Origin of the sequence: Thermopolyspora sp. NPDC052614, from assembly GCF_040678635.1 — a bacterium.
Taxonomy (GTDB): domain Bacteria; phylum Actinomycetota; class Actinomycetes; order Streptosporangiales; family Streptosporangiaceae; genus Thermopolyspora.
Genome location: NZ_JBFATZ010000016.1, coordinates 159911 through 185516, shown reverse-complemented (window position 1 = coordinate 185516; position 25606 = coordinate 159911). Strand labels below are relative to the sequence as shown.

Below are 25606 nucleotides of genomic sequence, written 5' to 3'. Positions count from 1 at the left end.
CATGGCACGCATCACCGCCGGCGTCACCACCAGCCACGTGCCCGCGATCGGCGCGGCCATCGACCTCGGCAAGACCGAGGAGGACTACTGGAAGCCGGTCTTCGCCGGGTACGAGTGGACCAAGAAGTGGGCCGACGAGAACCCGCCGGACGTCGTCGTGCTCTGCTACAACGACCACGGCTCGGCGATGTCCCTGCAGATGATCCCCACGTTCGCGCTCGGCATCGCCGACAGGTTCCAGCCGTGCGACGAGGGGTACGGCCCGCGGCCCATCCCGGTCGTCGAGGGCCACCCGGACCTCGCCGTGCACATCGCCCAGTCGCTCATCCTCGACGAGTTCGACATCACGATGATGAACGAGCTCGACGTCGACCACGGCCTCACCGTGCCGCTGTCGCTCGTGTACGGCAACCGCGCCGCCTGGCCCACCAAGGTCATCCCGCTCGCCGTCAACGTCGTCACGTACCCGCAGCCGACCGGCAACCGCTGCTTCAACCTCGGCAAGGCCATCCGCCGCGCGGTCGAAAGCTACCCCGAGGACCTCAACGTCCAGGTGTGGGGCACCGGCGGCATGAGCCACCAGATCCAGGGCGCCCGCGCCGGCCTGATCAACAAGGAATGGGACCACGCGTTCGTCGAGCGCCTGCTCAACGACCCGGCCGACCTGGCCAAGGTGCCGCACATCGAGTACCTGCGCGAGGCCGGCGCCGAGGGCATCGAGCTCATCATGTGGCTGATCATGCGGGGCGCGCTGGGCGACAAGGCCCGGGAACTGCACCGCTTCTACCACGTGCCCGCCAGCAACACCGCGGTCGGCCACCTCGTCTGGGAGCCCGCGGCCTGAGCCGAGGACTTGCGGCCCGGACGGGGCCACGCCCATCGGGGGCGGCGCCGTACCGGGCCGTGATCAGCCCCTATCCTGACCGCGAACCGCGGACGCCGTCCTGTCCGCGCCGTCGAAGCAGTAAGAAGGACGAGCCACCATGCGTATCGCACTCGCCGGAGCCGGCGCGTTCGGCATCAAGCACCTCGACGCACTCAGCGCCATCGACGGCGTCACCGTCACCTCGGTGATCAGCCGCCGCATCGAGCAGGCCAAGGAAGTGGCCACCAAGTACGGCGCTCCGCACGCCACCACCGACCTCGACGAGGCACTCTCCCGCGACGACGTCGACGCCGTCATCCTCTGCACCCCCACCCAGTTGCACGCCGCCCAGGCCATCGCCGCGATGCGGGCCGGCAAGCACGTCCAGGTGGAGATCCCCCTCGCCGACTCCTGGGCCGACGCCCAGCAGGTCGAGCGCGTCCAGAAGGAGACCGGCCTGGTCTGCATGGTCGGCCACACCCGCCGCTTCAACCCCTCCCACCAGTGGGTACGGCAGCGCATCCTGGCCGGCGAACTGTCCATCCAGCAGATGGACGTACAGACCTACTTCTTCCGCCGCACCAACATGAACGCCCTCGGCCAGCCCCGAAGCTGGACCGACCACCTCCTGTGGCACCACGCCGCGCACACCGTGGACCTGTTCCAGTACCAGACCGGCGAGAAGGTGACGGTCGCCAACGCCATCCAGGGCCCCATCCACCCCGAGCTCGGCATCGCCATGGACATGTCCATCCAGCTCCGCACCGAGCACGGCAAGATCTGCACCCTGTCGCTCAGCTTCAACAACGACGGCCCCCTCGGCACGTTCTTCCGCTACATCTGCGACAACGGCACCTACATCGCCCGCTACGACGACCTCGTCAACGGCCGCGAGGAGCCCATCGACGTCTCCAAGGTCGCCGTCTCCACCAACGGCATCGAACTTCAGGACCGCGAGTTCATCTCCGCCATCCAGGAGGGCCGCGAGCCCAACGCCTCGGTGTCCTCGGTGCTCGCCTGCTACAAGGTCCTCGGCGACCTGGAGCAGCAACTCGCCACCCAGCAGTAGCCGCGACGCCCGGGCCGGGCTACCCGGACGACGTGCTTTGTCCGGTAATGTGCCAACCCGATCGACCGGAAGAACGCTAAGCCGCCGAGCCGGCGCCCGTCCCGGCCCGGCTCGGCGGACTCGGCCAAGCGAAGAGAGGTCCCGCATGCGATTCGGCATCAAGACGCGTCCGGAGCACCAGACCTGGCAGCAGATGCTTGACCTGTGGGTCGCCGCCGACGACATCCCCATCTTCGAGAGCGCCTGGAACTGGGACCACTTCTACCCGCTCACCGGCGACCTCAACGGCCCCAACCTGGAAGGCTGGACCTCCCTGGCCGCCCTCGCCCAGGCCACCCGCCGCATCCGCATCGGCTGCCAGGTCACCGGCATGATCTACCGCCACCCGGCCGTCCTCGCCAACATGGCCGCCACCGTCGACATCATCAGCAACGGCCGCCTCGACCTCGGCGTCGGCGCAGCCTGGAACCAGATGGAATGCGACGCCTACGGCATCACCCTGCCCCCACTCAAGGAGCGCTTCGACCGCTTCGACGAGGGCGTCCAAATCATCATCGGCCTCCTCTCCCAGGAGTACACCGACTTCGACGGCCAGTACTACAAGATCACCCACGCCCGCTCCGAGCCCAAGCCGATCCAGCGGCCCCACCCGCCCATCACCATCGGCGGCAAGGGCCCCAAGCGCACCCTCCTCGCCGTCGCCAAATGGGCCCAGCAGTGGAACGCCATCACGCAGACCGTCGAAGAGTGGTCCTCCCTCAAGAAGATCCTCCTCGACCACTGCGCCACCATCGGCCGCGCCCCCTCCGAAATCGAGTGCTCGGTCAACGTGATGCTCCCCACCGACGGCGACCTCGGCCCGGCCCTGGAAAAGGTCGCCGCCTACCGCGAAGCAGGCGCGGACATCGCCATCATGAACCTGCCTCACGGCGCACCGCCCACCATCCTGGAGCCCCTGGCCACAGCCCTGGAGGACTTCCGCTAAGCCACCACCGAGCCTCCCCAACGAGGCTCCCCAAAGCGGAGGTTCGCCCTCGACGGCGCTCCGAACCGGAGCGCCGTCGACCTTTCCCGGTGACGGAGAAGGGACGGCCCGGCGGGGTCCGGCTTCGGCCGTGGCGTCAGCCCTTCCGGCCGATGCCGCGATCCGCGGCGGTACGAGTCTGGGCGGTGGGAGCCACGGCGTCCCCGGAGCGCGTCCGTCCCCGCCGGGCTCCACTGCGCGCCGAAGACCGTCTCTCGACCAGGTCGGCGATCCCGCGCAACAGGACCGAGACGCGAGGGCTGCGGCCCGCCCGCGCCCGCAGTGCACTCGGCAGCGTCGGCACGGCGGCCACGGCTTTGCGGTACTCCTCATCGAGGATCGTGTGGAACCGTCTCGCCTTGCGGGTTCGCGAGGTTCTCATCCGCGGCTCTCTGGCCTGCTCCCAGAAGCTCCTGCCGGGTTGTCCCATGAACAGTGTGCCGGCGCCGTGCCGCAGATGTTCCTCGGTGAAGGTCCCGAGTTCGTACCGGCTCTGCCAGTAGGAAACGATGAGGTTCGTGTAGAGCTGCTGTTTGAATTCGCGTTCGTCCTGCGCCGTGGTGAACGGGCCCCAGCATTCGCGATACATGGGGTCCTCCATCGCCATGAACAGCAACTCGGTGTGGGTGGCCCGCGAGGCCTGTTCTCGTGCGATCTTCGCCTCTCGGGCCTGCAGTACCAGGGAGACACCGATCGCCGCCAGAGCGAGCACGGACAGCAGTGCCGCCGCCGCTCCGTACGTCTGCCCGATTTCGCTTCTCCGGGCCCACTCCCGGTCATCGCCCGACGCATCAAGCGCGAACGGCGAGAGCACCACCAAGGCAACCGATAACAGCACCAGAAGCACTGTCAGCAGAAGAATGAGCGGGCGGAGGGAGAGACGCGCGCGGGGCCGCGAATCGGGGCGTCGCGGAAGGTGCTGGGCGGTCATGCCGCCCTTCATACCCCCCGCGGAGTGGGAGGGGGCGGAGTGGGAGGGGGCGAAGTGGGAGGGGGTAGGTGGGCTACCTCACGATCGAAGTAGGGCAGGATCTCCTCTCCCTGACGCCATAGGGAGGCGATCTCCTTGCGGCAAGTGTCGATGAGGTTGGGTTCGGTGAATTTTTGTGCTCCCGCCAGGACGCCGTCGACGTACCGGATGACGTACATCACCTGGGTAGGTGACCGGTCGCCGAGCACCAGGACCTCGGGAAGCTGCCGCTTCGCCTCGAGATGCCCGATTGTGTCCTCGGGGAGAATCCGGATTTGCTCTCCCAGTTCCGCCCAGATCCTGAGGACGTTGAGTTCCCATTGCAGGTACGGAGTCAGCGGTCGGGAAACGAATCGAATCCGTCGTTGCACGATGCCGCTGCGGTCCAGGTCCCGTTGGTGGGCCGTTCTGGGGGTGCGCAATTCCTCGGCCAGTAGGAGAGCCTTGTTCCAGTCGCCTTCCGCCATGGCCGTCCAGCTGGGCGAGTCGGGCTCCTTGAACGCGATCTGGCGTTCGAGTTTCCAGGAGACGTCGATCTTCCAGAAATGATTGCGGAAATCAGCTCGGTATTCTTCGAGGCCCAGCGTCTGGGCGGGCAGTTCGGTGAGACGGTCAAGCATCGGGGATGTCCGGTTTGGCCGCTGTGAGAAGGTAGCGAGGAATCATGACGAGCCGCTCGTCGCCGCGGATCGTGACGTCGTCCGGAAGCCTGTCGGCGTAGGCGGCGGTGACATCACGGCCCACCACGGCGATGTCTCCGTTGTCCATCTCCCACAGGTCGGGACATCCGTCGGTGTTGGCGGTGCCGCCCAGCTCCCGCATCGAGCGGCCTAACCGGCGCCGGAAATTGGCGGTTGTCTCCGCTTTCCAGGTATCGCGCATTCAGCCTGTCCCCCCGCCGAGATACCGGGTGCGTCAAGCGTGTCACTTGCTTTGCAGACCGTCAACGACCTTGCTGGGTATGGAGAGGGGACATTCAGCTCACCGGCCGAGGTCTTAGAGCTTCGTTGGTCAGGCCATTTTTGTGGTTAGGGCTTGCGGGCGACGCCGCACATTGAGGCCTCTTCGGGTTCGGGGGCGGGGGTGAGGTCGGCGAGGTCGGGGCGCCAGCGGGAGGTGACGACGACGCCGGGTTCCACCAACTCCAGGCCATTGAAGAAACTGGCTATTTGTTGTGGGGTGCGTACGTGGTAGGTGTTTGCGGATCTGGTGTTGTATGCCGCGATTGCTGCGTTCAGGGCCTGGTTGGTGTTGATGCCGTCGCTCAGTGCCAGGTAGCTGCCGGAGGGTAGGTCGGCGAGTAGGCGGTTGATGATGCCGGCGGGGTCGTCGTCGTCGGAGAGCTGGCCCAGGATCCCCAGCATCATGAGGGCGACGGGCTTGGTGAAGTCGAGGGTGTGGGCCGCGTGTTCGAGGATTCTTTCCGGGTCGCGTACGTCGGCGTCGATGTAGTCGGTCACGCCCTCCGGGGCGCTGGTCAGCAGGGCGCGAGCGTGGATCAGGACGATGGGATCGTTGTCGACGTACACGATCCGAGATGACGGCGCGATTCGCTGGGCGACCTCGTGCGTGTTGTCGTGGGTGGGCAGGCCGGTTCCGATATCCAGGAATTGCCGGATTCCGGCCTCGGCCGTCAGGAAGCGGACCGCCCGATGCAGGAAGTATCGCTGCAAGCGGGCGATACGTGCGAAATCAGGGAACATCTTCAGGATCAGGTCGCCCGCTTCCCGGTCCGCGGGGTAGTTGTCCTTGCCGCCGAGGATGTAGTTCCACACGCGGGCGGAGTGCGCGATGTGGGTGTCGAGCGACGGCGAATCGCTGTTTGGGGGGAAATCTTCGGTCATTTGCGGCAACTCCACAGAATAGGGGTATATGCGACGAGCCTAGCTCGTTAGCGCCGCGAAGATCAGCTCCTGTTGCGAACGACACTCGGGAGGGGGACCGGTGACCGGTCGACCTGCGCGGTGGTCCGCTGGTCGCATCGGCCTGACGGCCGGGCGCGGGTGGGCCGTACGGCGGAGGAAATGAGCGGAAAGTGGGCGAGGGATGGGCTGGTGTTCGGGCGGTGGGAGTCGCCATTGTCGGGATATGCCATCACGCACATCCATCGCCCTGTGGAAGGGCGACATTCAGGACGGCATCGGCTCGGTCGCCGTGGAGTCGGGATCCTTCGAGGGGTTCTACGGCTTCGGCTCACGTTTTCAGCAGGCGCCGGGCACCAACCCCGAAGAGTTGCTCGCGGCCGCGCAGGCGGGATCCTTCTCGATGTTCCTGGCCAACGTTCTGGCGGCGGTCGGCCGCCCGGCCGAGTCGGTGGAGACCGTCGCCACGGTGACCTTGGACGAAGAGCCGGAGATCAAGAAGATCGTGCTGACGACGCGTGCCGTCGTGCCCGGCCTGCCCATTGAGGAGTTCGCCGCGTACATCGAGACGGCGAAGGCGGCGTGCCCGATGTTCAAGGCGCTCAGCGCGGTGCCGATCACGGTCAAGGCCGAGCTGGTGTAAGCCGAGCTGGTGTAAGCCGAGCCGGTGTGAAGCGTTTCGGTCGGCGTCGACGACGGCGTTCGGGGGGTGTGGAGAAGTGTGGGCGGTTTATCGGGTGCTCGCCCACCCTTGGTCCCTATGCCCGCTCAGGATGCCGGGAGGCCGTGCATTTCCCGGTGCCAGAGCAGGTCGCAGACCCTCGTCACGCCCTGGTGCAGGTGCCTGCGGTAGGTGCTGTACGGAAGGCTCAGCCGTTCGGCGGCGGCCTCCTGGGTCGGCACCCGGTGGAAGTAGGTGGTCGTCAGCGCGCGGTGCAACTTGGCGGTGCGCGGGTCGTCGCTGAGCGTGTCCACCGCTTCCACCAGCAGGTCCCGCAGCAGTTTGACGGCGTCGCCGTCGCCGCCGTGCCGCACCACGCGGCTGCGGGTCAGGGGGTTGTCGGCGAGCGCGGTCCGGTCGCGCCAGTGCCGCAGCGCCTGCCGTACGGCGGTGTCGAACTCCGGCCGGGACAGGACGGCGAGTTCGGGCGCGGGGGTGGCGGCCCGTCCGTGGCCGCCGAACAGCTCCCACGACTCCATTCGGTCGAGCCACTCGGCCAGGGGGATGGTCCGCCAGTCGTGGGCGAACAGCCCGTAGCCGATGCCGTCGACGGGGGCGGTGACGGCGAGCTCGTGGTCGAAGTACCGCATCAGCGGTTGCCAGAACTCGGGCACCGCCGTCACCACGTACGTGAGGGCCACGCGTTCGGCCGCGACGGCGTTGGCCATCAGCCGCTGCTGGAACAGGTCCTGTACGGGGGACGGCGGCCGGTACTCCGACCCGTAGACCAGGAAGTGGCCGACGTTCAGGCGCTCGCCGGGCCGGAGTCCGCCGGTGGCGCGGCAGTGCGCCCACGCCGCCGCGACCACGGGATCCACGGCGTTCTCGGTTTCGTCGGGGGTGTCCAGGGTCAGCCAGAGCAGGAACGCCACCGGCTCGTCCGCGCCCACGCGGCGCAGGACGGTGAACGCGTCGATGCGCCGCTCCAGCCAGAATTCGAGGGCGGGCCGCAGGGGCGCCCACTTGGTCCTGGCCGCCAGCGCCAGCATGGCCGGGATGTCGCCGGGCCGCGGATGGTCCTCGAACATCTCGTCCTCGCGGCCGGAGTCCTGGAAGGGGAACGGGATCCGGCCGTAGCGGCGCAGGTAGTTGAGGGCGCCCATGGCCGGCAGCACGGCCTGCCCGCGTGCGGCCTTGGCCCGTGCGACCAGGTGCGCGCGGATGCGGCGGTGCATGAGCTCGTAGCCTTGCGGGTCGCGCCAGCGCAGGTCGGCGTCGAGCGCCTCCCGGACGACGTCGTGCGGGTACAGGCCGTGCCGTCCGGACTCCACGAACGGCAGGCCGCGCAGCCACTCGAACATGGCGGCCGGGTCGTCCACGCCCACGGCCCGCAGCAGTTCCTCGGTGGTGGTGCGGACGTGCGCGCACACCTCCAGGGCGTACCGGTGCGAGGGGGAGGGTACGTCGCCGACGAGGCGGGGCAGCAGCCTTTCGACCACGTTCTGGGTGGGCGTCCAGGACAGCATGTCGCCGTCGTCCTGGGCGGCGAGTTCCGCGGCGAGGTTGAGCGCCAGCGGATGCCCGCCGGTGAACGCCAGCAGTTGCCGGTGCAGCCGTGCGGGCACGCCACGGGCGTCGAGCAGCGCGGTGGCGTCGTCGGGCGACAGGTTGCGCAGCGGCATCACCCGCAGCGCCTCCGCCCAGCCCGGGTCGGCGCACCAGCCGGCTTCGGGGGTGTGGCGGCTCGCGAGCACCACGAGCACGCCGGTGGGCAGCCGGGGCAGGTAGCGCTCACGCAGCCAGGTCTCAAGACGCCGGAGGCGCTCGAAGGTGTCGACCAGCACCACCGCGCCGCGGCCCCCCGTGGCCGGGTCCGGGGTGAGGTCGCCCACCGCCGACTCGAACGCGGCCGGCGAGGCGTCGAGGACGCGGGCGTCGATCTGCACGACACGGCGGCCGGACGCACGCGCCTCCTCGGCGAAACGCCGCAGCAGCGCCGACTTGCCGATTCCGCCGGGACCGTACACATAGAGCACGGCGAACGGAGCCGTCGGCCCGGATCCGGTCGGATCGCCCACCAACGCCGAGCGGAAGAGCGCCAATTCCGACGATCTTCCTTTGAAGAGACGATCACGGGCCGCGTTGAGGCGTCGTTCCAGGAGCATGTTCGATCCCGCACTCCCCCGTAAGGAACAAACATCTCATCGCACTATAGCCACGCCGGAATCAGGGACATGGCCGAAAACATGACGTCTCAGCCGCCTGGAATCGCATTCGGAAAGGCGGGTGACGGGGGTCGCCGATCGGTCGCGGAGGCCGTACGCGGGACGGATGAGCACGTCAGCGGGCCGGTGACGGCGGATGGGCGTGGTATGGCGGCGGGTGGGTCGGGGGTGGTCCGCCGGAGGCGTGCTCCGACGGAAAGGAAAATCGTTATCAACTGTTTTTCGCGTCGATGTCTCTCGGCGGGCGCGGCGGGGAGGCCCAGGGCGGCGCAGGCGGCGTCCACGGCCAGGCGGCGCAGCTCGTCGGCGGAAGGCATGGCTCGCTGCCGGTCAAGCCGTACGCGCCCATGGACATCCGCTCCGGCGGGACGCGCGCCTGAACATCCGCCTGAACATCCGCAGGTCAGCGTTGGCGGCCGGGCGGGAGCACGGATCTGACGGCCTGCTCGGTGCGTCCGATCACAGCGGTTCCGTCGTCGGCGGTGATGAGGGGGCGTTGGATGAGGATGGGGTGCTCGGCCAGCGCGGCGATCCAGCGGTCGCGGTGGTCCGCGTCGCGGGGCCAGGCGTTCAGGCCGAGTTCTGCGGCCACGTTCTCGCCGGTCCGGGTGATGTCCCACGGTTCGAGGCCGAGGCGGGCGAGGACCTGGCGGATTTCGTCCTCGGTCGGCGGGTCGTCTAGATAGCGGCGGATGGTATAGTCCGCCGCCTCGGCGTCCAGGATCGACAGCGCCGAGCGGCACTTGGAACATTCGGGATTTATCCAGATCTCCACCGTGATGCCCTCTCTGCTGGGGACTTACCCGCCTCGGAAGCGTACGGCGGGCCGCCCCCTCGATCGTGGCATGGGCGGTGGGCCGGGCCAGGGCCGGGATCAGCCCGAGCGCGTACGGCGGTGCAGGAGCAGCATCGCCGCGTCGTCGAGGAGCGGGCCGCCGACGTGCTTGACGAGATCCTCCCGCAGCCGGTCCAACGCGGGCTGGGGCTCGCCGGCCAGCAGCAGGGTGGCGCGTTCGGTGAGCGGGTAGAAGGTCCCGGCGGCGTTCCGCGACTCGATCACGCCGTCGGTGTAGAAGAGGATCCGGTCGCCGGGCAGGAACGGAACCCGCTGCGGCTTCGGGGGCGCGCACGCCAGCGCGGCCAGCCCGAGCGCGAGGCCCTCCTCCGGCGGCTCGATCGACTCGACCTGGCCGTCCGCGCCCAGCAGCAGCGGCGGCGGGTGGCCGTGGTTCAGCAACTGGATGCCGGTCGCGTCCACCTCGGCCAGAATGGCGGTCACGAACTCCTCGGGGTCGAGCTGCCGGGCGAGCGTCGTCTCCAGCCGGGCGCTGACCGCCACCAGGTCGCGCTCGTCGAACACGGCCTCCCGGAACGCGCCGAGCACCCAGGCGGCGGTGTCCACCGCGGCCAGCCCCTTGCCCTGCACGTCGCCGAGGAGCACGCGTACGCCGTACGGGGTGGAGAACACCTCCAGCAGGTCGCCCCCGATGCGCGCCTCGGCCGAGGCGGAGGTGTAGGACAGCGCGACGGTGAGGTCCTTCACCTTGCGAGGGATCGGGCGCAGCAGGACGCGCTGGACGGTCTCCGCCACCAGGCGCACGTTGGCGAGCTCGCGCTCGCGTCTCAGCCGCAGGTGGGCCACGAGCATGCCGGCTCCCGTCACGGCCGCGATCGTGGCGAGGATCACGTTGTTCTGCCACGTGTCCAGCCGGTCGAAATAGGCGGCCGACACCAGGCACACCACCATGGCCGTCGCGCCCGCCAGCAGGGTGCGGTGCACGCTCCCGTACGCGCAGGCGAACGTCGGCCCCAGCGTCAGCAGCGGCACGAAGCCGAGCGGCGGGCCGTCCAGCAGGTCGATCACGGCCACGAGCGCGATCACCACGTACGGTGCGTACCGGAGGACGACATCCGATTTCATCCAGGACCCCCGCGTTCTCCCTCACCCCCCGTTGGCTCGCTCACCCGGACCCAACCCCCGGCCCGCCGGTCATGCATCCTCGCGTCGCGGGTTCTCCAGGCGGAAGAAGTTGCTCGGGGTGCCGTCGCTGCGGCTTTCCTGGTAGATGAAGTTGAGACCGCGCTGATCGAACGTGCCGAACCACTCATCCCACGTCACATGCCGCAACTTGTCGCCGCCGTAGCCGGGAAAGTCGAATCGGAGCACGCCCGGACGGCCTTCGTGCTCGGTGCCCTTGACGGTGGACGGCGTCGCGTCGCGGCTGCCGGCCCACTGCCTGATCACCTCGTGGCCGGTGGTGACCAGGCTGCGGCCGGCGCGTTCCGGCTCGTCCTCCGGGGAGCGGATCTCCTGGGAGTACTGCAGGCTCTTGGAGCTCTCCGGCCCCCTGCGGACCCCGCCGCCGGCGTCCTGGCCCTTGCCGCCACTTCCCGTGGACGCCTTCGCCACCGCCTTGATCAACTGCTCCCTGCGCATCCCGGACGTTCCTGACACGCCGAGGTCCTTGGCGCGGTCGCGCAGCTCGTCCATCTTGAGCGCGGCCAGCTCGCTCTCGTTCACCTCGGGGGTGTTCGCCGGCTGGTTGCCCGGTATGTCCTTGTGGCGTGCTGCCTTGTCCTGTCGTGCCATGGTCCATCACCTCCGGGTCCCCCTACCCGTCGTCGCTCGCCCTAACGGCACCCACGCTGAGCTGCGTTTTCATGGTACGGGGGGATCCGGGCGGCCCGATAATGGGATCAGTCCTTATTCCGGATGACGCTGATGGTGCCGGAGCGTTCGAGGATGGCGTAGTCGATCTCGTCGGCGCTGCGGATGCCCTGGCTCTGCCGGGCCTCCTGCAGCACCTGCTCGATGTCGAGGTGGTGGCGCCGCATCCGGTCGGGAACGGATGTCATGGTCATGACAAGCGGCCTTTCCGGCGGAACCCCCTCAGGGTGCCGCGTCTCCGGCATGCGGTTACGCTGGGTTTATGGATTCTCTACGATGAGGAGCCTATCGTGAGCGAAGGGGTACCTGAGGTGAGCGTCGTCAAGGCCGTAGGCATCGACGAGGTCGTCCTTCCCGCCGGGGCGCTCGACCTTTGGGATGGCGGGGAACTCCACGATCTCCTGCACCTTCCGCACGATGGAACCAAGATCGAAATCATCGATGGGACCATTGTCGTGACCGCCGCCCCCCTTTTCGGCCACAACTCGATCGGGACCCGGATCGTCAAGGCCATCAGCCAGGCCGATAACGGGAACACCTCCTGGGAGGTCGTTCAGAACACCGGCGTTCTGCTTCGTCAGGTGTTGGGGGGATACAGCCCCGATTTGGTGGTCATGGAGTCCGCCGTCTTCGACGCGGCCAGCGAGGCCAATGTGCGCCGGTTGACGGCGGACGAGATCGAGATGGTGGTGGAGATCACGTCCAAGCACAACGCGGTGTGGGATCGCAAGGCTCCCTCGGACAAACCGACCAAATGGAATGGGTACGCGCGGATGGAGATTCCGTACTACCTGTTGGTCGACCGGGATCCGAAAATCGCCCGAGTGACGCTGTACTCGATCCCCGATCGAAGCGTCGGCGCCTACCTGAACGAGGAGTCGTGGGCGTTCGGCGAGACCATCCACCTGCCCGAACCCTTTGGATCGGCGATTCCCACCGATCGATGGCGAACCTGGGAGTGAACTCCCTGTGGTCAGCGCAGGCGGCGGAGCAGGTACGTGTCCATGATCCAGCCCTTTCGGGCGCGGGCCTGTGCGCGCAGGTCGCGGATGCGGTCGGCCACCTCGGCCACCGGGCCCTCGACGAGGATCTCGTCGGGGGTGCCGAGGTAGGCGCCCCAGTAGATGTGGTAGTCGTTCAGGCCCTCGAAGGCGCAGCGGGCGTCGAGCATGACGAGGATGTCGTCGGCGGTGGGGCCCTGTTCGGCGAGGCGGCGGCCGGTGGTGATGTGGACCGGGCGGCCGACCCGGGTGAGGGTGGTGCGGTGGCGGGCGGTCAGGGCGGAGATGCTGCTGATGCCCGGGATGACCTCGTAGGTGAAGGGGAGACGGTCCAGGATGGACAGCGTGCTGTCGTAGACGCCGGGGTCGCCCCAGACGAGGAAGGCGCCGGTCTGGCCGTCGGCGAGCTCGTCGTCGATCATGCGGTGGTAGAGGTCGGCGCGGCGGGCGCGCCAGTCCTCGACGGCGGCGGCGTAGGCGGGGGCGGTGCGGTCGCGTTCGGGGTCGCGGGCCTCGACGATCCGGTACGGCGGGCGGCCGTGTTCCTCGATGAGGTGGTGGCGGAGCCGTACGAGGTCGTGTTTCTCCTCGCCCTTGTCGATGATGAAGAACACGTCGGTGGCGGCGATCGCCTTGGCTGCCTGGATGGTGAGGTGGTCGGGGTCGCCCGCGCCGATACCGATGATCATTAGCCGCTTCACGGACACCCAGTCTGCCAGGTGACGACTTGTACGATATTTCCGGTCTTTCGGGGAGGCAGCGAGGAGTCATCGTGAACCTGGTCGAGCGCGGTGCGGCCTTCGCCGAGTTCTGGCAGGAACGTCACCTGTGCACGTTCACCACCGTGCGCCCGGACGGCACCCCGCACGTGGTGCCCGTCGGCGCGACCCTCGACCTGGAGACCGGCGTCGCCCGCGTCATCACGTCCCGGAACTCCCGCAAGGCCCGCATGATCGCCGCCGGCGCCCGCCACGTCGCCCTCTGCCAGGCCGACGGCCGCCGCTGGTCCACCCTGGAGGGCCTCGCCACCGTGCGTACCGATCCCGACGAGATCGCCGACGCCGAACGCCGCTACGCCTCCCGCTACAAGCCCCCGCGCCCCAACCCGCAACGGGTCGTGCTGGAGATCCAGGTCACCCGCGTCCTGGGCACCGTGTGATCACCGTCGTCGGCATCGGCGCGGACGGCTGGGCCGGCCTCACCCCCGCCTCCCGCCGCGCGCTCGCCACCGCCCACGTCCTGATCGGCAGCCCCCGCCAACTCGCCCTCGTACCCGACCCGATCCCCCTGCCGGACGAACCTGGCCTGCCGGACGAACCTGGCCTGCCGAACGAACCCGACGCGACGGCCGAGCCCACGGCGGCGTCGCCGCCCCCGGGAGCCACGCGCGACCACCTGTCCGCCGCAGGGACCGACGGCGCGGTGCCCGCCGTCGCGGGACCGGGCGCGGCGGTCGAACGCGTCCCGCTGCCCTCCCCGCTGCTACCCAACCTCCCGCCGCTGATCGAATCGCTCGGCGACCGCGAGGTGTGCGTGCTGGCCAGCGGCGACCCCATGTTCTACGGCATCGGCTCGACCCTCGTACGACTGCTGGGCGCCGAGCGAATACGAGTGTTGCCGCACGTCTCATCGGTGTCGCTCGCCTGCGCCCGCCTCGGCTGGCCGCTGGAACAGGTCGAGGTCGTCAGCGCCGTCGGACGCCCGCTCGCCGCGCTCCGCCCGGCCCTGTCGCCCGGACGCCGGGTGCTCATCCTCGGCTCCTCTCCAGAAGCCGTCACCCAATTGCTGGACACATCGGGATACGCCGCCAGCGACGTCACGGTCCTGTCCGACCTGGGCGCCCCCACCGAATCCGTACGGCCCGCCGACCAGGCCACCCCCACACGTCTCCACGTCATCGCCGTGGAATGCGTGCCCACGCCCGGCACCCGGCCGCTGCCCCGCGTCCCTGGCCTGCCCGACGACGCGTTCGACCACGACGGCCAGCTCACCAAACGCGAGGTCCGCGCGGTCACCCTGTCCCGCCTCGCCCCCCTCCCCGGCGAACTGCTGTGGGACGTGGGCGCGGGCTCGGGCAGCATCGCGATCGAGTGGATGCGCACCCACCCGTCCTGCACGGCGATCGCCGTGGAAAGCCGCCCCGACCGCGCCGCCCGCATCCGCCGCAACGCCGACACCCTCGGCGTCCCCTCCCTCCGCGTCATCGAAGGCGAGGCCCCCGCCGCCCTCGACGACCTCCCCACCCCCGACGCCATCTTCATCGGCGGCGGCGCCACCGCCCCCGGCCTCATCGACCGCTGCTGGACGGCCCTCCGCCCCGGCGGCCGCCTGGTGGCCAACGCCGTCACCGTGGAAACCGAGACGCTGCTCGCCCACTGGTACGCCAGACTCGGCGGCGATCTGGTGCGACTGGCCGTACAGCGGGCCGCCCCGGTGGGCGGCTTCACCGGCTGGCGGGCCGCGATGCCGGTGACCGTATGGGCGTTGATCAAGGAATAGGCCGCGGCTTCACCCGACCGGCGCAGCCGTTCGGCCCGCTCGCGGACGCGGGCCGCGAACACCTGGTTGCCCTGCACGAAAAAAACTCGCCATCTCGGCCAGTGCCCCTACGAAGCCCGCCTGGCTGACCCGAGCGGCGAGTACCGTCTCCTCGCCTGGCCGATCGGCCTGCGAGAATAAAAGGTGAAGCCGATACGGGGGAGGTTGCTGGGTGATGGACCCGCACGTCGCCGAACTTCTGGGCATCGACCTGGACGATCCCGAAGTCCAGCGCGAGAACGCCGCGATCGAGCGGGACATGCGGCTGATCGAGACGCTGGTGGGCATCCGCCGACAGCGCGGCATGACGCAGGCCGAGGTTGCGGAACGGATGGGACATAGCGAGCCGGCGGTGTCCGGCTTCGAGCGTCTGGGCGGCGATCCTCATCTGTCCACAATCCGGCGATACGCGCTGGCGATCGGCGTGGATGTGCTCCACACGGTTCGCGTGCCCGGCGAAGTCGGCGAGACAATCTCGACGCCGGTCAAGGTTCAGGTGTACGGGTGGGAGACGCCTCAGACCTCTGGCACGGCCAGTATCGACTTCAAGCGAGCCGCATCGTGATGGAGGGGTTTCTCGTCCTCGCTGACTTCGGCAGCACTGATCAGGCATCTAGAAAGTTCACCTGCTTGGAGCCGGTCGATGACCGGTCCGGTTGTGCCTCTATCAGTCGTCGAGCGCGATTTGCGTACGGCCAGAGCGTGTCACGGCCTGAAAAGCACCACGAGCGCTAGTCAGGCTCAAAGTGGTTCACTCCAGGCACTTCACATTTAGGGGCCGATCATGACCGTGTATTTCATCGGGGCCGGTCCGGGGGCGGCTGACCTGATCACTGTGCGAGGGTTGCGGTTGTTGCAGACGACCCCGGTCTGTCTGTACGCGGGATCGTTGGTGCCGCGTGAGTTGCTCGACGCATGCGCTCCGGGTGCCCGGCTGGTGGACACGGCCGACCTCACGCTCGACCAGATCATCGGCGAGATCGCCGATGCCCATGCCCGCGGGTGCGACGTGGCCCGGCTGCACTCCGGCGACCCGTCGATCTTCAGTGCCGTGGCCGAGCAGATGCGCAGGCTGGACGCGATCGGTGTGCCGTACGAGATCGTTCCGGGCGTTCCGGCCTTCGCCGCCGCCGCGGCCTCGTTGCGGCGCGAGCTGACGGTTCCCGGGGTGGCACAGAGCGTGATCTTGACGCGTACGGCCGCGCGGGCGACGCCGATGCCGCCCGGGGAGGATCTGGCCACGCTGGGCGCGAGCGGGGCCACCATGGTGCTGCACCTCGCGGTTCAGCGCATCGAGGCGGTGGTCGCGGACCTGCTGCCCGTCTACGGCCCGGAGTGCCCGGTTGCCGTGGTCGCCTACGCGTCCCGACCCGATGAGATCATCCTGCGGGGCACTCTGGACGACATCGCCGTGCGGGTCCGCGGGGCAGGCGTCAAACGCACCGCCGTGATCGTCGTCGGCCGCGCCCTGACCGCCGCGGAGTTCCCCGACAGCCACCTCTACAGCGCCGAACGGGACCGTCCATGCGCCGCGTCCTGATCCTCGGCGGTACGGCCGAGGCGCGAGCGCTGGCGGCCGGGCTTGTGGCCGAAGGCGTCCACGTGATCACGTCCCTGGCGGGCCGCGTTGCCAACCCCCGTCTCCCGGAGGGCGAGGTACGGCAGGGCGGTTTCGGGGGCCCCGACGGCCTGGCCGCCTGGCTGCGCGCCGAACGCGCCGACGCCCTGGTGGACGCCACCCACCCCTTCGCCGCCCGGATGACCGCCTCGGCCGCCGAGGCCGCCGCACGCACCGGCGTGCCGCTGCTGGCGCTGCGCCGTCCCGGCTGGCAGGAAGGCCCCGGCGACGTCTGGGAGCGCGTGCCCTCGCTGCACGAGGCCGCCGCCCTGCTCACCGCCCCGATGCGCGTGTTCCTCACCACCGGCCGCCGCAGCCTGCCGGTCTTCGCGCCCGTCCGCGGCGTCTGGTTCCTCGCCAGATCGGTCGATCCGCCCGAGCCGCCGATCCCGGACAACGTGCAGGTGCTCCTGGACCGCGGGCCGTACACGGTCGAGGGCGAACGCGCGCTGATCCGCCGCCACCGCCTCGACGTGCTCGTCACGAAGGACAGCGGCGGCACCATGACCGCGGCCAAACTCACCGCCGCCCGCGAACTCGGCCTTCGAGTAATCATGATCGACCGACCTCCGCCGCCGCCCGGGGTGCCCGTCGTGTGCACGGTCGAGGAGGCTCTCTCCTGGACCCTTGCTTCCCCCTGGAGTCAGGGATAGCGACGCGGTGTGTAGACGGTGCCCTGCGCGGTGACGCGGGTGGTCGAGGAGCCGATGATCAGTAGGCAGCGCATGTCCACCTTGGCCGGATCGAGTTCGCCGAGTGTGGTGATGTCGACGCTCTCCTCGGGGCCGCCGACGTCGCGGCCGATCACGACGGGGGTGTCCGGCGCACGGTGTTCGAGGAGCAGGTCGCGGGCGGCGGGCAGTTGCCAGGTGCGGCTGCGGGAGGCCGGGTTGTAGATGGCGAGGACGAGGTCGGCCTTGGCGGCGGCGGTGAGGCGGTCGGCGATGACCTCCCAGGGTTTGAGCAGGTCGGACAGGGACAGGACGCAGAAGTCATGGCCCAGCGGGGCGCCCGCGCGGGCGGCCACGGCCTGGGCGGCGGTGAGGCCCGGCACGACGCGTACCGGCACGTCCGGGTAGTCGGCCGCGGCCTCCAGGACCGCGCTCGCCATGGCGAAGACGCCCGGGTCTCCGGAGGAGACGACGGCCACCCGCCTGCCCTCGCGGGCGAGGTCGAGGGCGTGCCTGGCGCGTTCGGCCTCCACCCGGTTGCCGGTGCGGTGGCGGCGCTGACGGGGGTTCGGCGGCACCCGGTCGACGTACGGGCCGTAGCCCACAAGGTCGGTCGCGGTGGCGAGGGCGTCCTGGGCCTCGGGGGTGAGCCAGGGGCGTCCGGCAGGGCCGAGCCCCACGACGACCACTTCGGGAGCGGTCGTGGCCGACTCGGGCTCGGGCGTGAACGTGCGCTCGGCCGGGCTCGCGAGCAGGGCCAGGGAGAAGTACGGCACGCCTTCCGGGTCGACGTCCTTCAGCGGCACGACCCGCTCGCCGTCCATGGTGGCGCGCTCCACGTACCAGGCCTCGTCGAGCCGCCCGGCCCCGGCGAAGGCGTCGCGTACCTTCTCGAAGGTACGGCCCAGCTTGAGCACGGCCGCCGAATCGGTGGCGCGCAGACGGTCGGCGAGGACCTCGCCGGGGAGCGTGCCGGGCAGCACGGTGAGGATCTCGTCGCGTTCCACCAGCGGACGGCCCAGCACCGCGGCGGCGGCGGCCACGGAGGTGACGCCGGGCACCACCTCGGTCGGGTAGCGATGAGCCAGCCGCTTGTGCATGTGCATGTAGGAGCCGTAGAAGAGCGGGTCGCCCTCGCAGAGCACGACGACGTTCCTGCCCTCGTCGAGGTGGGCGGCGAGCCGGGCCGCGCACTCGACGTAGAAGTCGTCGAGCGCGCCCTGGTATCCGCCGGGATGGTCGGTGGTCTCGACCGTCAGCGGGTACTGCAGCAGTTCCTCGATCTGCCCCGGGCGGATGTACGGCATCGCGATCGAGCGGGCGATGCTGCGGCCGTGCCGGGCGGCGTGGTAGGCGATCACGTCGGCCTGGCCGATCAGCCGGGCGGCCTTGACGGTGATCAGATCGGGGTCGCCGGGGCCGAGGCCGACCCCGTACAGGCGTCCGGTCATGCCCGCGCCGCCGTTAGGGGCAGGTGGGCGGTCGTGTGTGCGGGCCGGTGCCTGAGCAGGGGGCGCTGTAGCGCGGTTTGGGGCCGGAGGTGGGCCGTGTGTACGGGCCGCCGCCCGAGCGGTTGGCGCCGGACCGCCGTTAGGGGCAGGTGGCCGGTCGTGTGTGCGGGCCGGTGCCTGAGCAGGGGGCGCTGTAGCGCGGTTTGGGGTCGGGGACGGGCCGTGTGTGCGGGCCGCCGCCCGAGCGGTTGGCGCCGGACCGCAGTTCCGGCCAGGAGCCGGGCCTCGGACAGGGGTGCTGTTCGCATCTCGTGGAGGGCCGACCGGGACGGCCCGGAGCACAATGCGCGCACGACGTTCCCCTTCTCGTTGGTCATTCCGCCTCGCTTGCGATCGCGTTGACCGCCGCCGCCGTGATCGCGCTGCCACCGCGGCGGCCGTGTACGACCAGGTGGTCGAGATCGCTTTCGGCCAGGGCCAGTTTGGACTCGGCCGCGCCGACGAAACCCACCGGGATGCCGAGCACCGCCGCCGGGCGTCCCGCGCCCTCGGCGACCAACTCCAGCAGGCGGAACAGCGCGGTCGGGGCGTTGCCGATCGCCACCACCGAGCCCGCCAGACGGTCGCGCCACAGTTCCAGGGCCGCGGCGCTGCGGGTGGTGCCGAGCCGTTCGGCCAGCTCGGGTACGCGCGGGTCGCCGAGCGTGCACACCACGTCGTTGCCGGCGGGCAGCCTGCGCCTGGTCACGCCGGAGGCCACCATCATGGCGTCGCACAGCACCGGCGCACCCGCCCGCAGCGCCGCCCGCGCCTTCGCCACCACGCCGGGCGACCAGGCGAGGTCGCGTACCAGGTCGGTCATCCCGCACGCGTGGATCATCCGGACCGCGACCTGTGCGACCTCGGGCGGCAGGCCGTCGAGGTCCGCCTCGGCGCGGATCGTGGCGAACGACCGGCGGTAGATCTCCGCGCCGTCGCGCACGTAATCGGTCACCGGACTGGTCACCGGACTGGTCACCGGATCGGTCACCAGGTTGTTCACCGGGCCGGGGTGCCCGGCCGCCGGTCGCTTGTCGCCGCCTTCGGTCACGTGAGCCTTTCGTCGTAGCCGTCGGCCGTGGCCACCATCTGCAGGACCCGGCCGCGCGGGAGCCCGCATCGCCGCTCGCAGCCGGACCAGTGGACCGGCGTGGCGGGAGCGTGTATGCGCCCGAGCACCCAGGCTGTCGCATCCGCGTGCACGTTTGCCAGCGCCTTTCCACAGCCTGGACGACCGATGCAGGCCGTGACCCCCGCCCAGGGCGAATCGGAGTCCGTGACAAGGCCCGCCGCGGCCAGCCGCCGCTCCACCTCGTCGGCGTCGGCCGGGTCGCGTACGACGAACGTCCGCCAGGGCGTCAGCCGTACCTCGTCGGCGACGTCGGCGAGGGCGAGCAGTTGCGCCGGGGTCGGTTTTCCCAGCGGAACCAGCGCCTGTACGGCCCGGCCGCCGAAGAGAACGCCGAGCTCACGCGACGACGGGTTTGCCCGGGCGGCGTCCGGGCCGTCGAGAACCTCTCGATCGCGTGAAATTGGGCGGATGGTGCCCGCGCTTTCGGCTTCGGTCGGTTCGAGCGGCTGAGGCGAGCCCGACGCGGGTGTGTCCGAGCGCCCGAGAACTCTCTCGTCGTGGGAAGGCGTGCTCGGCCGTGACGTGCGAGCAGCGCCGGAATCGTCCCGGCCGGGCGGATGCGGCGAATCCGGGTTGGGCGAATCTGGCGGGATGGTTGTGGACGGGCCGCCGAGCAGGGCGGCGATCCTGGCCGGGCCGTCGTCCAGTTCCGCGATGCGCCATTCGGTGCCGCGCAGGCGCAGGAAGGCCTCGGCGGCGTCGAGCATGAGCGGGACGGCCATCCACTCCGGTACGTCGAGGCCCGCGTCATGCCCGGCCAGCAGCAGTCGGCGGTTCACGTAGGTGACGTCCGCCTCCAGGCCGATGTCCTCGATCGAGAACAGGAAGCGGCCGGGCAGTTCCGCGAGCGCCGGACGCGCGCACAGGGCCTGGTCGAGTGCGTCGATCAACGCGCGGTCGGTGAAGGGGGAGGCGACGATGTTGCGTACGCGTTCGTGGGTGACCGAGGGAAGCAGACCGGCTGCGGCAATGCGAGCGGCGAAGGCGGCGGGGTCGGACAGGCCGCGCACCTGCACGTTCCCGCGGGAAGTGAGCTCGATCATCCCGGAGCCGAGCTCGGTCGCGGAGGTGGCCAGCACCTGTGCCTGGGCCGCTTCGATCACGCCGCCCGGCACCCGGACCCGGGCGAGCGGCCCGTCGGCGGCTTCGTGCACCTGGAGCGCTCCCGGACAGGCGTCGGGACGGTTTCTTCCGAAGGATTCGGCTTTGGACACGTTGAGGATGGTAACGCCCGCCCTGCTACGGGATCAGTTTGGCAGGTCGGCGAATCATGTCATGGTCGGGGAGAGGCGTCGCGATGGGCGGCAAGGTGTCAGTGCGTCCGCGCGGGTTGGGGATGCCGGGTGGATGAACGATGAGAGGCCGACGCGATGGCCGCCTTTCATCGACTGGTCGGTCAGCGGTATCGGGATGGGTGGTGGGGTACCGGTGCGTCCGTGCGGATCGGGCACGGCTGGCCATGCAAGTCACGAAGGGCCGCACGAGGGCGGCCCTTCGTCGGGTGATCGGTGAGCGGTGTCGGGTGGATCGCCCGGCGCCGGTCTGTCTGTTCGACGGCGTCGGCGGTGATTCGTTGAACGGCTCCGCCGGGGTGGCCGCCGTCGGCGTGGTCAGGCCGTGGCCGGGGTGAGCGCGCGGCGCCAGGCGTCGTAGCCCCCGAGCAGGTCGGACACGTCGGTGTGGCCGTGTCGGCGCAGCAGGCTGGCGGCGATGGAGGAGCGGATGCCGCTCGCGCAGTAGACGACCACCGGGGTGTCGGCGGGGATCTCGGCGAGCCGCCGGGGCAACTCGGCGAGTGGGATGGCGATGGCGCCGGGGATGGCGCCGCCCTCGACCTCGCCGGCGTTGCGGACGTCCAGCAGCGCGGGCGGATGCGCGCGGTCCAGGGCCTGCCGCAGCTCGCTGACGGTGACGCGCCTCGCCTGGGTGAGGTGACCGGCCATGGCGGTCAGGGCGCCCTCGGGCTCGCGTAGGTAACCGGCGACCGTGTCGAGGCCGATCCGGGCGAGCCGGGTGACGACCTCGGCCTCGCGGTCCTGCGGCGCGATGACGAGAATCTCGCTGTCGGGCGGGACGACCATGCCGGCCCGTTCGGCGAAGCGGCCATCGGCGGGGACGTTGAGCGCGCCGCGCGGGTGGCCGGCGGCGAACTCCAGCGCGTCGCGGGTGTCAAGCACGACCGCGCCGGCCGCCTGGAGTTCCAGAAATTCCGCCGGTGACAGCGGGCGCAGGTGCGCGCTCACATCCAGCAGTTCGTGCCGCTTGCGGTTGAGGACGGCGTCGTATCCGAAGTAGCCGGGCGCCGGCGGCTGGCCCTCGGTCACGATGGCCACGAACTCGTCCCGGCTCATGGGCGCGCAGGCGTAGTTGGTGAGCCGCTGGTCGCCGATGGTGGACTGCAGCGCGGTCGACAGGTTCTTGCCGCAGGCCGAGCCGGCCCCGTGTGCCGGGAAGACGCGCACCTGGTCGGGCAGGGCCATCAGCTTGTGCTGGACGCTGTCGTACAGCATGCCGCCGAGTTCGTCGGCGGTGATGCCGAAGGAGGCGAGCAGATCGGGTCGGCCCACGTCGCCGATGAACAGGGCGTCTCCGGTGAGCACGCCGTACGGAACGGTGTCGCCGGGGTGCTCGAAGAGCAGAACGCTGATCGATTCGGGGGTGTGGCCGGGGGTCTCCAGGATTTGCAGCGTCACCTCGCCCAGGGAGATCCGCTCCCCGTCGGCGAGCGCGCGAATCGGGTATTCCACACCGGTGGCCCTTCGGCCGTACCCGATCCAGGCCCCGGTGCGGGCCGCCAGTTCCAGGTGCCCGGCGATGAAGTCGGCGTGGAAGTGGGTGTTGATGACCGCCTCGATGGTGAGCCCGTGCGCCGCCGCGTCGTTGAGGTATTCGCTCACGTCACGGCGCGGATCGACCACCACGGCCCGGCCGGTCGTCTTGTCGCCGATCAGGTACGAGGCCTGGGACAGACATTCCAGGTAGTACTGGGTGAAGAACATGCGATTCTCCCGATTCTCCCGAGATTCGATGGTGTTCGGTGCGTCGGACGTGGCGTGCGTGGTGCCGAGCGCCGACGCGTGGGTGTCGCCGCCGTCCGGCCCGGCCCCGGACGTCGGTGGCGGGCCGGGAACGATGGGTCCGGGTCGCGGCGGCGAGGCGACGAGCGGAACGCCGGTCCTGCGGGCCCTGATCCGCCAGACGACGAGGGCCCCGGACACGGCCGCGACGATGAACGCCGACTGCGCCGGCCAGCCGGACAGGGTGTCCAGCACCAGGTGGCGCACCGTCGCCGGGACCTGCTGGACGAGCACGAACGCCGCCATGACGACGACGAACCAGCCGAAGGCCCGCCGTAGCCGCCCCGGGTCGACGTGACCGGCCAGCCGGGACCCGGCCATGCCGCCGACCACCGCCGCAGCGGTCACCGCGAGGGTCAGCGGCCAGTCCAGGCGTACGCTGTCGAGGTAGCCGGCGAGCCCGGCGAACGACTTCATCGCGATGACCACCAGCGAGGTGCCGACCGCCACCGGCATGGTGAGGCCGCCCAGCAGCACCAACGCGGGCACCACGAGGAAGCCGCCGCCGGCGCCGATCAGCCCGGTGACCGCCCCGACCGCGATCCCCTCGGCGAGGATCCGCGCCATCGGGCGGTTCACCGGCCCGCGTTCCGCCACCGCGTGCGGGGACGTCATGGACGTGATGGACGCGGTGGACGTCATGGACGCGGTGGACGTGATGGGCGCGGATACCGGGCGAGGGCGCAGCATCGCCGCCGCGGTGACGGCCATCACGAGCCCAAAGGCCACCAGCAGCACGCCTGCGGGGATGTAGGCGGCCAGTCGTCCGCCGCCGTACGCGCCGATCATTCCGGCGGTGCCGTACAACAGCCCGGTCCGCCACTGGATCCGCCTCGCACGGGCGTGCGGGAGCATCCCCACCGCGCTGGTGACTCCGACGACGAACAGCGACATCGCGATCGCCGGCTTCGGCGCGACATCGGCCAGGTAGATCAGGATCGGTACGGTCAGGATCGAGCCTCCGCCGCCGAGCAACCCGAGGGAGAGACCGACGAGTACGGCCGCGCCCAGGGTGAGCGCGAGGGTCATGCCGGTCGTCCGTCCCGCACCAGTCGTGCCACGATCGCCTCCGCGTCGCAGGCCGCGACCCGGTTGAACGGCAGCCGCGCCAGCAGCATGCCCATCGCGCAGGTGTTGGTGAGCGCGGCGACGGCGAGTCCGGCGCCGATGGCGGCGGCCAGCCACTCCAATCCGGGCACGACCAGGCCGCCGAGCACGCTCGCGAGCACCAGGACGCCCGCGACCAGCCGCACCTGCCGTTCCAGATCCCAGCGGGGGCGTCCGCGGCTGACCGGCGCCCCGGCGGCCTCCCAGGCGAGCAGGCCGCCGTCCAGGACGCGGAGGTTCGCCATCCCGGCCTCGGCCAGCACCCGCTCGGCCTGGGCCGCCCGCGTGCCGCTGCGGCACACCAGCACCACCTGGCCGAGGTGACGGCGCAACTCTGAGCGGTGTTCCCGGAGGTTGTCCAGGGGGACGTTGTAGGAGCCGGGGATGTGCGCCGCCGCGAACTCGGCTGGGGTACGCACGTCAAGCACGCGCAGGCCGTCGTCGGCGTCGAGCCGGGCGCGCAGGGCGGCGGCGTCCAGTCTGGCCGGTGAATCACTCATGTCCAGGCATCCTTCGAAGCGAATCAGGAAGACGACCGCGGCCGACCTCATCGTCGACCGATATACCCCCGGGGGTACCCGAACTGTAGTTCACAACGCCGTCGTTTGGCAAATACCCCCCGGGGTACCTGTGGTGATGCGTCGTGCTGACACGGGCGGTCGTCGGGATGGCGTGTCGGCGGTCGTGGTGGTCGCTCCGGAGCCGACGTCGGCCCTGCTTCAGTGGGTGTGCGGGCCGCTGAATGGGCCGGTGGGGTGGAACGACCGTGCGGGCGGGCCGTCGGTGGTTGATCCGGTCCGTGGCGAGCGGCGGTGAACGGGCGGCGTGGCCGAGTCGGTCCGGTGGTCCGTCCACCGGCTCACACGTCGGCTCCGGTTCGATCTCACGGCACCCGGATCTCGAAGTCGGCGAGGCCACCGCGAAGAGGACCATGCTCCCGCCGACGATCTCTCCCTCGCCGCCGGGACGGATTTCGCTGGATGCGGCGTCGGTGGGGCTCGCCTTGCGGCATGGGTCACCCGCGCCCGGGGAGACGGGCACCGCTCGACGAGCGGAGCCGCGCCCGGGTGGAGGGGGCGTCCTGATGAGGGGTGGAGGGGCCGGAGTGGTCCGTTTCGTCAGGCGAGGGAGATTCGTCAGGCGAGGGAGAGGAAGAGCTTTTCCAGTTGATCGCGGTTGAGCCGAGCCTGGGCCGGATCGGCGTCGCTGTCCGCCACGCACTGCTCCAGACCCGTTGCGATGATCTTGAATCCCGCCCTGTCCAATGCCCGGGACGCGGCGGCGAGCTGGGTTATCACGTCCTTGCAGTCCCGGCCGCTCTCGATCATCTGGATCACGCCGCCGATCTGCCCCTGAGCCCGCCGCAGCCGTACGACGACATCGGCGAGGGCTTCCTTGTCCAGTTCCATGCCACATCCTTCGGTCGGTACCCCCTAGGGTATCCAATCGCTCGGCGTCCTGCCGTGGCCCGGCGCGGCCTCGCCGTTGGCACCGGAAGCGCGCCCTGTCACGGGCGGCCGTCCGCATGGACGGGAAGATCGAGGGGAAAGTTGAAGCGGGGAGCCGGTGCGATTCCGGCTGCCGCGTCACCCCCGAGACCGGGGCGAGAAGCCCAGGGAGGACTGCCA

27 protein-coding genes are annotated in these 25606 nt (G+C 70.2%); 11 read left to right on the top strand and 16 right to left on the bottom strand.

The genetic code is table 11. The features are described from left to right. The first annotated feature begins 1 nt into the window (after position 1). The 3 genes from AB0K60_RS28820 to AB0K60_RS28810 all read left to right on the top strand — a co-directional run bounded on the left by AB0K60_RS28820 (position 2) and on the right by AB0K60_RS28810 (position 2919). Entirely contained in the window at positions 2-844 is an 843-nt protein-coding gene (locus AB0K60_RS28820) for a class III extradiol dioxygenase subunit beta (protein ID WP_364061835.1), read from the top strand. Between the two features lie 139 nt (positions 845-983). Next, positions 984-1934 carry a Gfo/Idh/MocA family oxidoreductase gene (locus tag AB0K60_RS28815; protein WP_364061832.1) on the top strand — a complete coding sequence of 317 codons (951 nt, stop codon included), beginning with the start codon at positions 984-986 and terminating at the stop codon, positions 1932-1934. 145 nt (positions 1935-2079) lie between these two features. Next, positions 2080-2919, top strand: coding sequence for a TIGR03560 family F420-dependent LLM class oxidoreductase (locus AB0K60_RS28810; protein ID WP_364061829.1), 840 nt, complete (start codon positions 2080-2082; stop codon positions 2917-2919). 136 nt (positions 2920-3055) lie between these two features. Here the strand turns inward: AB0K60_RS28810 and AB0K60_RS28805 are convergent, their stop codons facing one another. The 4 genes from AB0K60_RS28805 to AB0K60_RS28790 all read right to left on the bottom strand — a co-directional run bounded on the left by AB0K60_RS28805 (position 3056) and on the right by AB0K60_RS28790 (position 5772). After that, positions 3056-3889 (bottom strand): DUF6082 family protein, encoded by an 834-nt coding sequence (locus AB0K60_RS28805; RefSeq protein ID WP_364061826.1) that lies wholly within the window; start codon positions 3887-3889, stop codon positions 3056-3058. Positions 3890-3897: 8 nt separating this feature from the next. Continuing rightward, positions 3898-4548 (bottom strand): DUF6879 family protein, encoded by a 651-nt coding sequence (locus tag AB0K60_RS28800; protein ID WP_364061823.1) that lies wholly within the window; start codon positions 4546-4548, stop codon positions 3898-3900. Beyond that, positions 4541-4810: a hypothetical protein gene (locus tag AB0K60_RS28795; protein WP_364061820.1), complete on the bottom strand. Its 270-nt coding sequence runs from the start codon at positions 4808-4810 to the stop codon at positions 4541-4543. Before AB0K60_RS28795 ends, AB0K60_RS28800 begins: the two co-directional genes overlap by 8 nt. 146 nt (positions 4811-4956) lie before the next feature. Next, the gene (locus tag AB0K60_RS28790; protein WP_364061817.1) at positions 4957-5772 is read right to left on the bottom strand and encodes an SAM-dependent methyltransferase; all 816 of its coding nucleotides are present in this window, start codon (positions 5770-5772) and stop codon (positions 4957-4959) included. A 244-nt stretch (positions 5773-6016) separates the two neighbouring features. On the opposite strand from AB0K60_RS28790, the gene AB0K60_RS28785 reads away from it, so the two are divergent. Further along, positions 6017-6433, top strand: coding sequence for an OsmC family peroxiredoxin (locus AB0K60_RS28785; protein WP_364061814.1), 417 nt, complete (start codon positions 6017-6019; stop codon positions 6431-6433). A 125-nt stretch (positions 6434-6558) separates the two neighbouring features. Here the strand turns inward: AB0K60_RS28785 and AB0K60_RS28780 are convergent, their stop codons facing one another. Then, positions 6559-8616, bottom strand: coding sequence for an ATP-binding protein (locus tag AB0K60_RS28780; protein ID WP_364061811.1), 2058 nt, complete (start codon positions 8614-8616; stop codon positions 6559-6561). A 290-nt stretch (positions 8617-8906) separates the two neighbouring features. Here AB0K60_RS28780 and AB0K60_RS28775 point away from each other — a divergent pair, with 290 nt between their 5' ends. Beyond that, positions 8907-9056, top strand: coding sequence for a hypothetical protein (locus AB0K60_RS28775; RefSeq protein ID WP_364061808.1), 150 nt, complete (start codon positions 8907-8909; stop codon positions 9054-9056). 23 nt (positions 9057-9079) lie between these two features. Here AB0K60_RS28775 and AB0K60_RS28770 read toward each other — a convergent pair whose 3' ends face one another. From AB0K60_RS28770 to AB0K60_RS28755, 4 genes are all read right to left on the bottom strand, one after another. Continuing rightward, on the bottom strand, positions 9080-9451 hold the full coding sequence (locus AB0K60_RS28770) for an arsenate reductase family protein (protein WP_364061805.1): 372 nt from the start codon (positions 9449-9451) through the stop codon (positions 9080-9082). A 99-nt stretch (positions 9452-9550) separates the two neighbouring features. Continuing rightward, entirely contained in the window at positions 9551-10597 is a 1047-nt protein-coding gene (locus AB0K60_RS28765; protein ID WP_364061802.1) for a PP2C family protein-serine/threonine phosphatase, read from the bottom strand. 69 nt (positions 10598-10666) lie between these two features. Then, a complete protein-coding gene (locus AB0K60_RS28760; RefSeq protein ID WP_364061799.1) occupies positions 10667-11266 on the bottom strand; it encodes a Rho termination factor N-terminal domain-containing protein in 600 nt (199 codons plus the stop codon). Positions 11267-11373: 107 nt separating this feature from the next. Beyond that, positions 11374-11538, bottom strand: a complete 165-nt coding sequence (locus AB0K60_RS28755; RefSeq protein ID WP_364061796.1) for a YetF domain-containing protein — start codon at positions 11536-11538, stop codon at positions 11374-11376. A gap of 96 nt (positions 11539-11634) precedes the next feature. Here AB0K60_RS28755 and AB0K60_RS28750 point away from each other — a divergent pair, with 96 nt between their 5' ends. Then, positions 11635-12306: a Uma2 family endonuclease gene (locus AB0K60_RS28750; RefSeq protein WP_364061794.1), complete on the top strand. Its 672-nt coding sequence runs from the start codon at positions 11635-11637 to the stop codon at positions 12304-12306. 11 nt (positions 12307-12317) lie between these two features. Here AB0K60_RS28750 and cobF read toward each other — a convergent pair whose 3' ends face one another. Continuing rightward, the gene (gene cobF, locus AB0K60_RS28745; protein ID WP_364061791.1) at positions 12318-13034 is read right to left on the bottom strand and encodes a precorrin-6A synthase (deacetylating); all 717 of its coding nucleotides are present in this window, start codon (positions 13032-13034) and stop codon (positions 12318-12320) included. A gap of 83 nt (positions 13035-13117) precedes the next feature. Between cobF and AB0K60_RS28740 the strand changes: the two genes are divergently transcribed. The 5 genes from AB0K60_RS28740 (at position 13118) to AB0K60_RS28720 (ending at position 17154) form a co-directional block, all read left to right on the top strand. Further along, positions 13118-13504 (top strand): TIGR03618 family F420-dependent PPOX class oxidoreductase, encoded by a 387-nt coding sequence (locus tag AB0K60_RS28740; RefSeq protein ID WP_364061788.1) that lies wholly within the window; start codon positions 13118-13120, stop codon positions 13502-13504. Continuing rightward, positions 13501-14844, top strand: coding sequence for a precorrin-6y C5,15-methyltransferase (decarboxylating) subunit CbiE (cbiE, locus tag AB0K60_RS28735; protein WP_364061785.1), 1344 nt, complete (start codon positions 13501-13503; stop codon positions 14842-14844). Before AB0K60_RS28740 ends, cbiE begins: the two co-directional genes overlap by 4 nt. A 214-nt stretch (positions 14845-15058) precedes the next feature. After that, positions 15059-15448, top strand: a complete 390-nt coding sequence (locus AB0K60_RS28730; protein ID WP_364061782.1) for a helix-turn-helix transcriptional regulator — start codon at positions 15059-15061, stop codon at positions 15446-15448. A gap of 219 nt (positions 15449-15667) precedes the next feature. Next, positions 15668-16423 (top strand): precorrin-4 C(11)-methyltransferase, encoded by a 756-nt coding sequence (cobM, locus tag AB0K60_RS28725; RefSeq protein WP_364061779.1) that lies wholly within the window; start codon positions 15668-15670, stop codon positions 16421-16423. Continuing rightward, positions 16408-17154 carry a cobalt-precorrin-6A reductase gene (locus tag AB0K60_RS28720; protein ID WP_364061776.1) on the top strand — a complete coding sequence of 249 codons (747 nt, stop codon included), beginning with the start codon at positions 16408-16410 and terminating at the stop codon, positions 17152-17154. Before cobM ends, AB0K60_RS28720 begins: the two co-directional genes overlap by 16 nt. Here AB0K60_RS28720 and cobJ read toward each other — a convergent pair. From cobJ to AB0K60_RS28690, 6 genes are all read right to left on the bottom strand, one after another. Beyond that, positions 17145-18623 (bottom strand): precorrin-3B C(17)-methyltransferase, encoded by a 1479-nt coding sequence (cobJ, locus tag AB0K60_RS28715; protein WP_364061773.1) that lies wholly within the window; start codon positions 18621-18623, stop codon positions 17145-17147. The two genes, AB0K60_RS28720 and cobJ, sit on opposite strands and share 10 nt — an antisense overlap. Before the next feature lie 373 nt (positions 18624-18996). Next, complete coding sequence (locus tag AB0K60_RS28710; protein ID WP_364061862.1) at positions 18997-19617, bottom strand: precorrin-8X methylmutase; 621 nt, start codon at positions 19615-19617, stop codon at positions 18997-18999. Positions 19618-19709: 92 nt separating this feature from the next. Beyond that, positions 19710-21008, bottom strand: coding sequence for a precorrin-3B synthase (locus tag AB0K60_RS28705; protein WP_364061770.1), 1299 nt, complete (start codon positions 21006-21008; stop codon positions 19710-19712). Between the two features lie 396 nt (positions 21009-21404). Continuing rightward, the gene (locus AB0K60_RS28700) at positions 21405-23900 is read right to left on the bottom strand and encodes a TSUP family transporter (RefSeq protein ID WP_364061767.1); all 2496 of its coding nucleotides are present in this window, start codon (positions 23898-23900) and stop codon (positions 21405-21407) included. Then, positions 23897-24478: a rhodanese-like domain-containing protein gene (locus tag AB0K60_RS28695; RefSeq protein ID WP_364061764.1), complete on the bottom strand. Its 582-nt coding sequence runs from the start codon at positions 24476-24478 to the stop codon at positions 23897-23899. Before AB0K60_RS28695 ends, AB0K60_RS28700 begins: the two co-directional genes overlap by 4 nt. 636 nt (positions 24479-25114) lie before the next feature. Then, the gene (locus AB0K60_RS28690; protein WP_364061761.1) at positions 25115-25387 is read right to left on the bottom strand and encodes a metal-sensitive transcriptional regulator; all 273 of its coding nucleotides are present in this window, start codon (positions 25385-25387) and stop codon (positions 25115-25117) included. Positions 25388-25606: the final 219 nt, after the last annotated feature.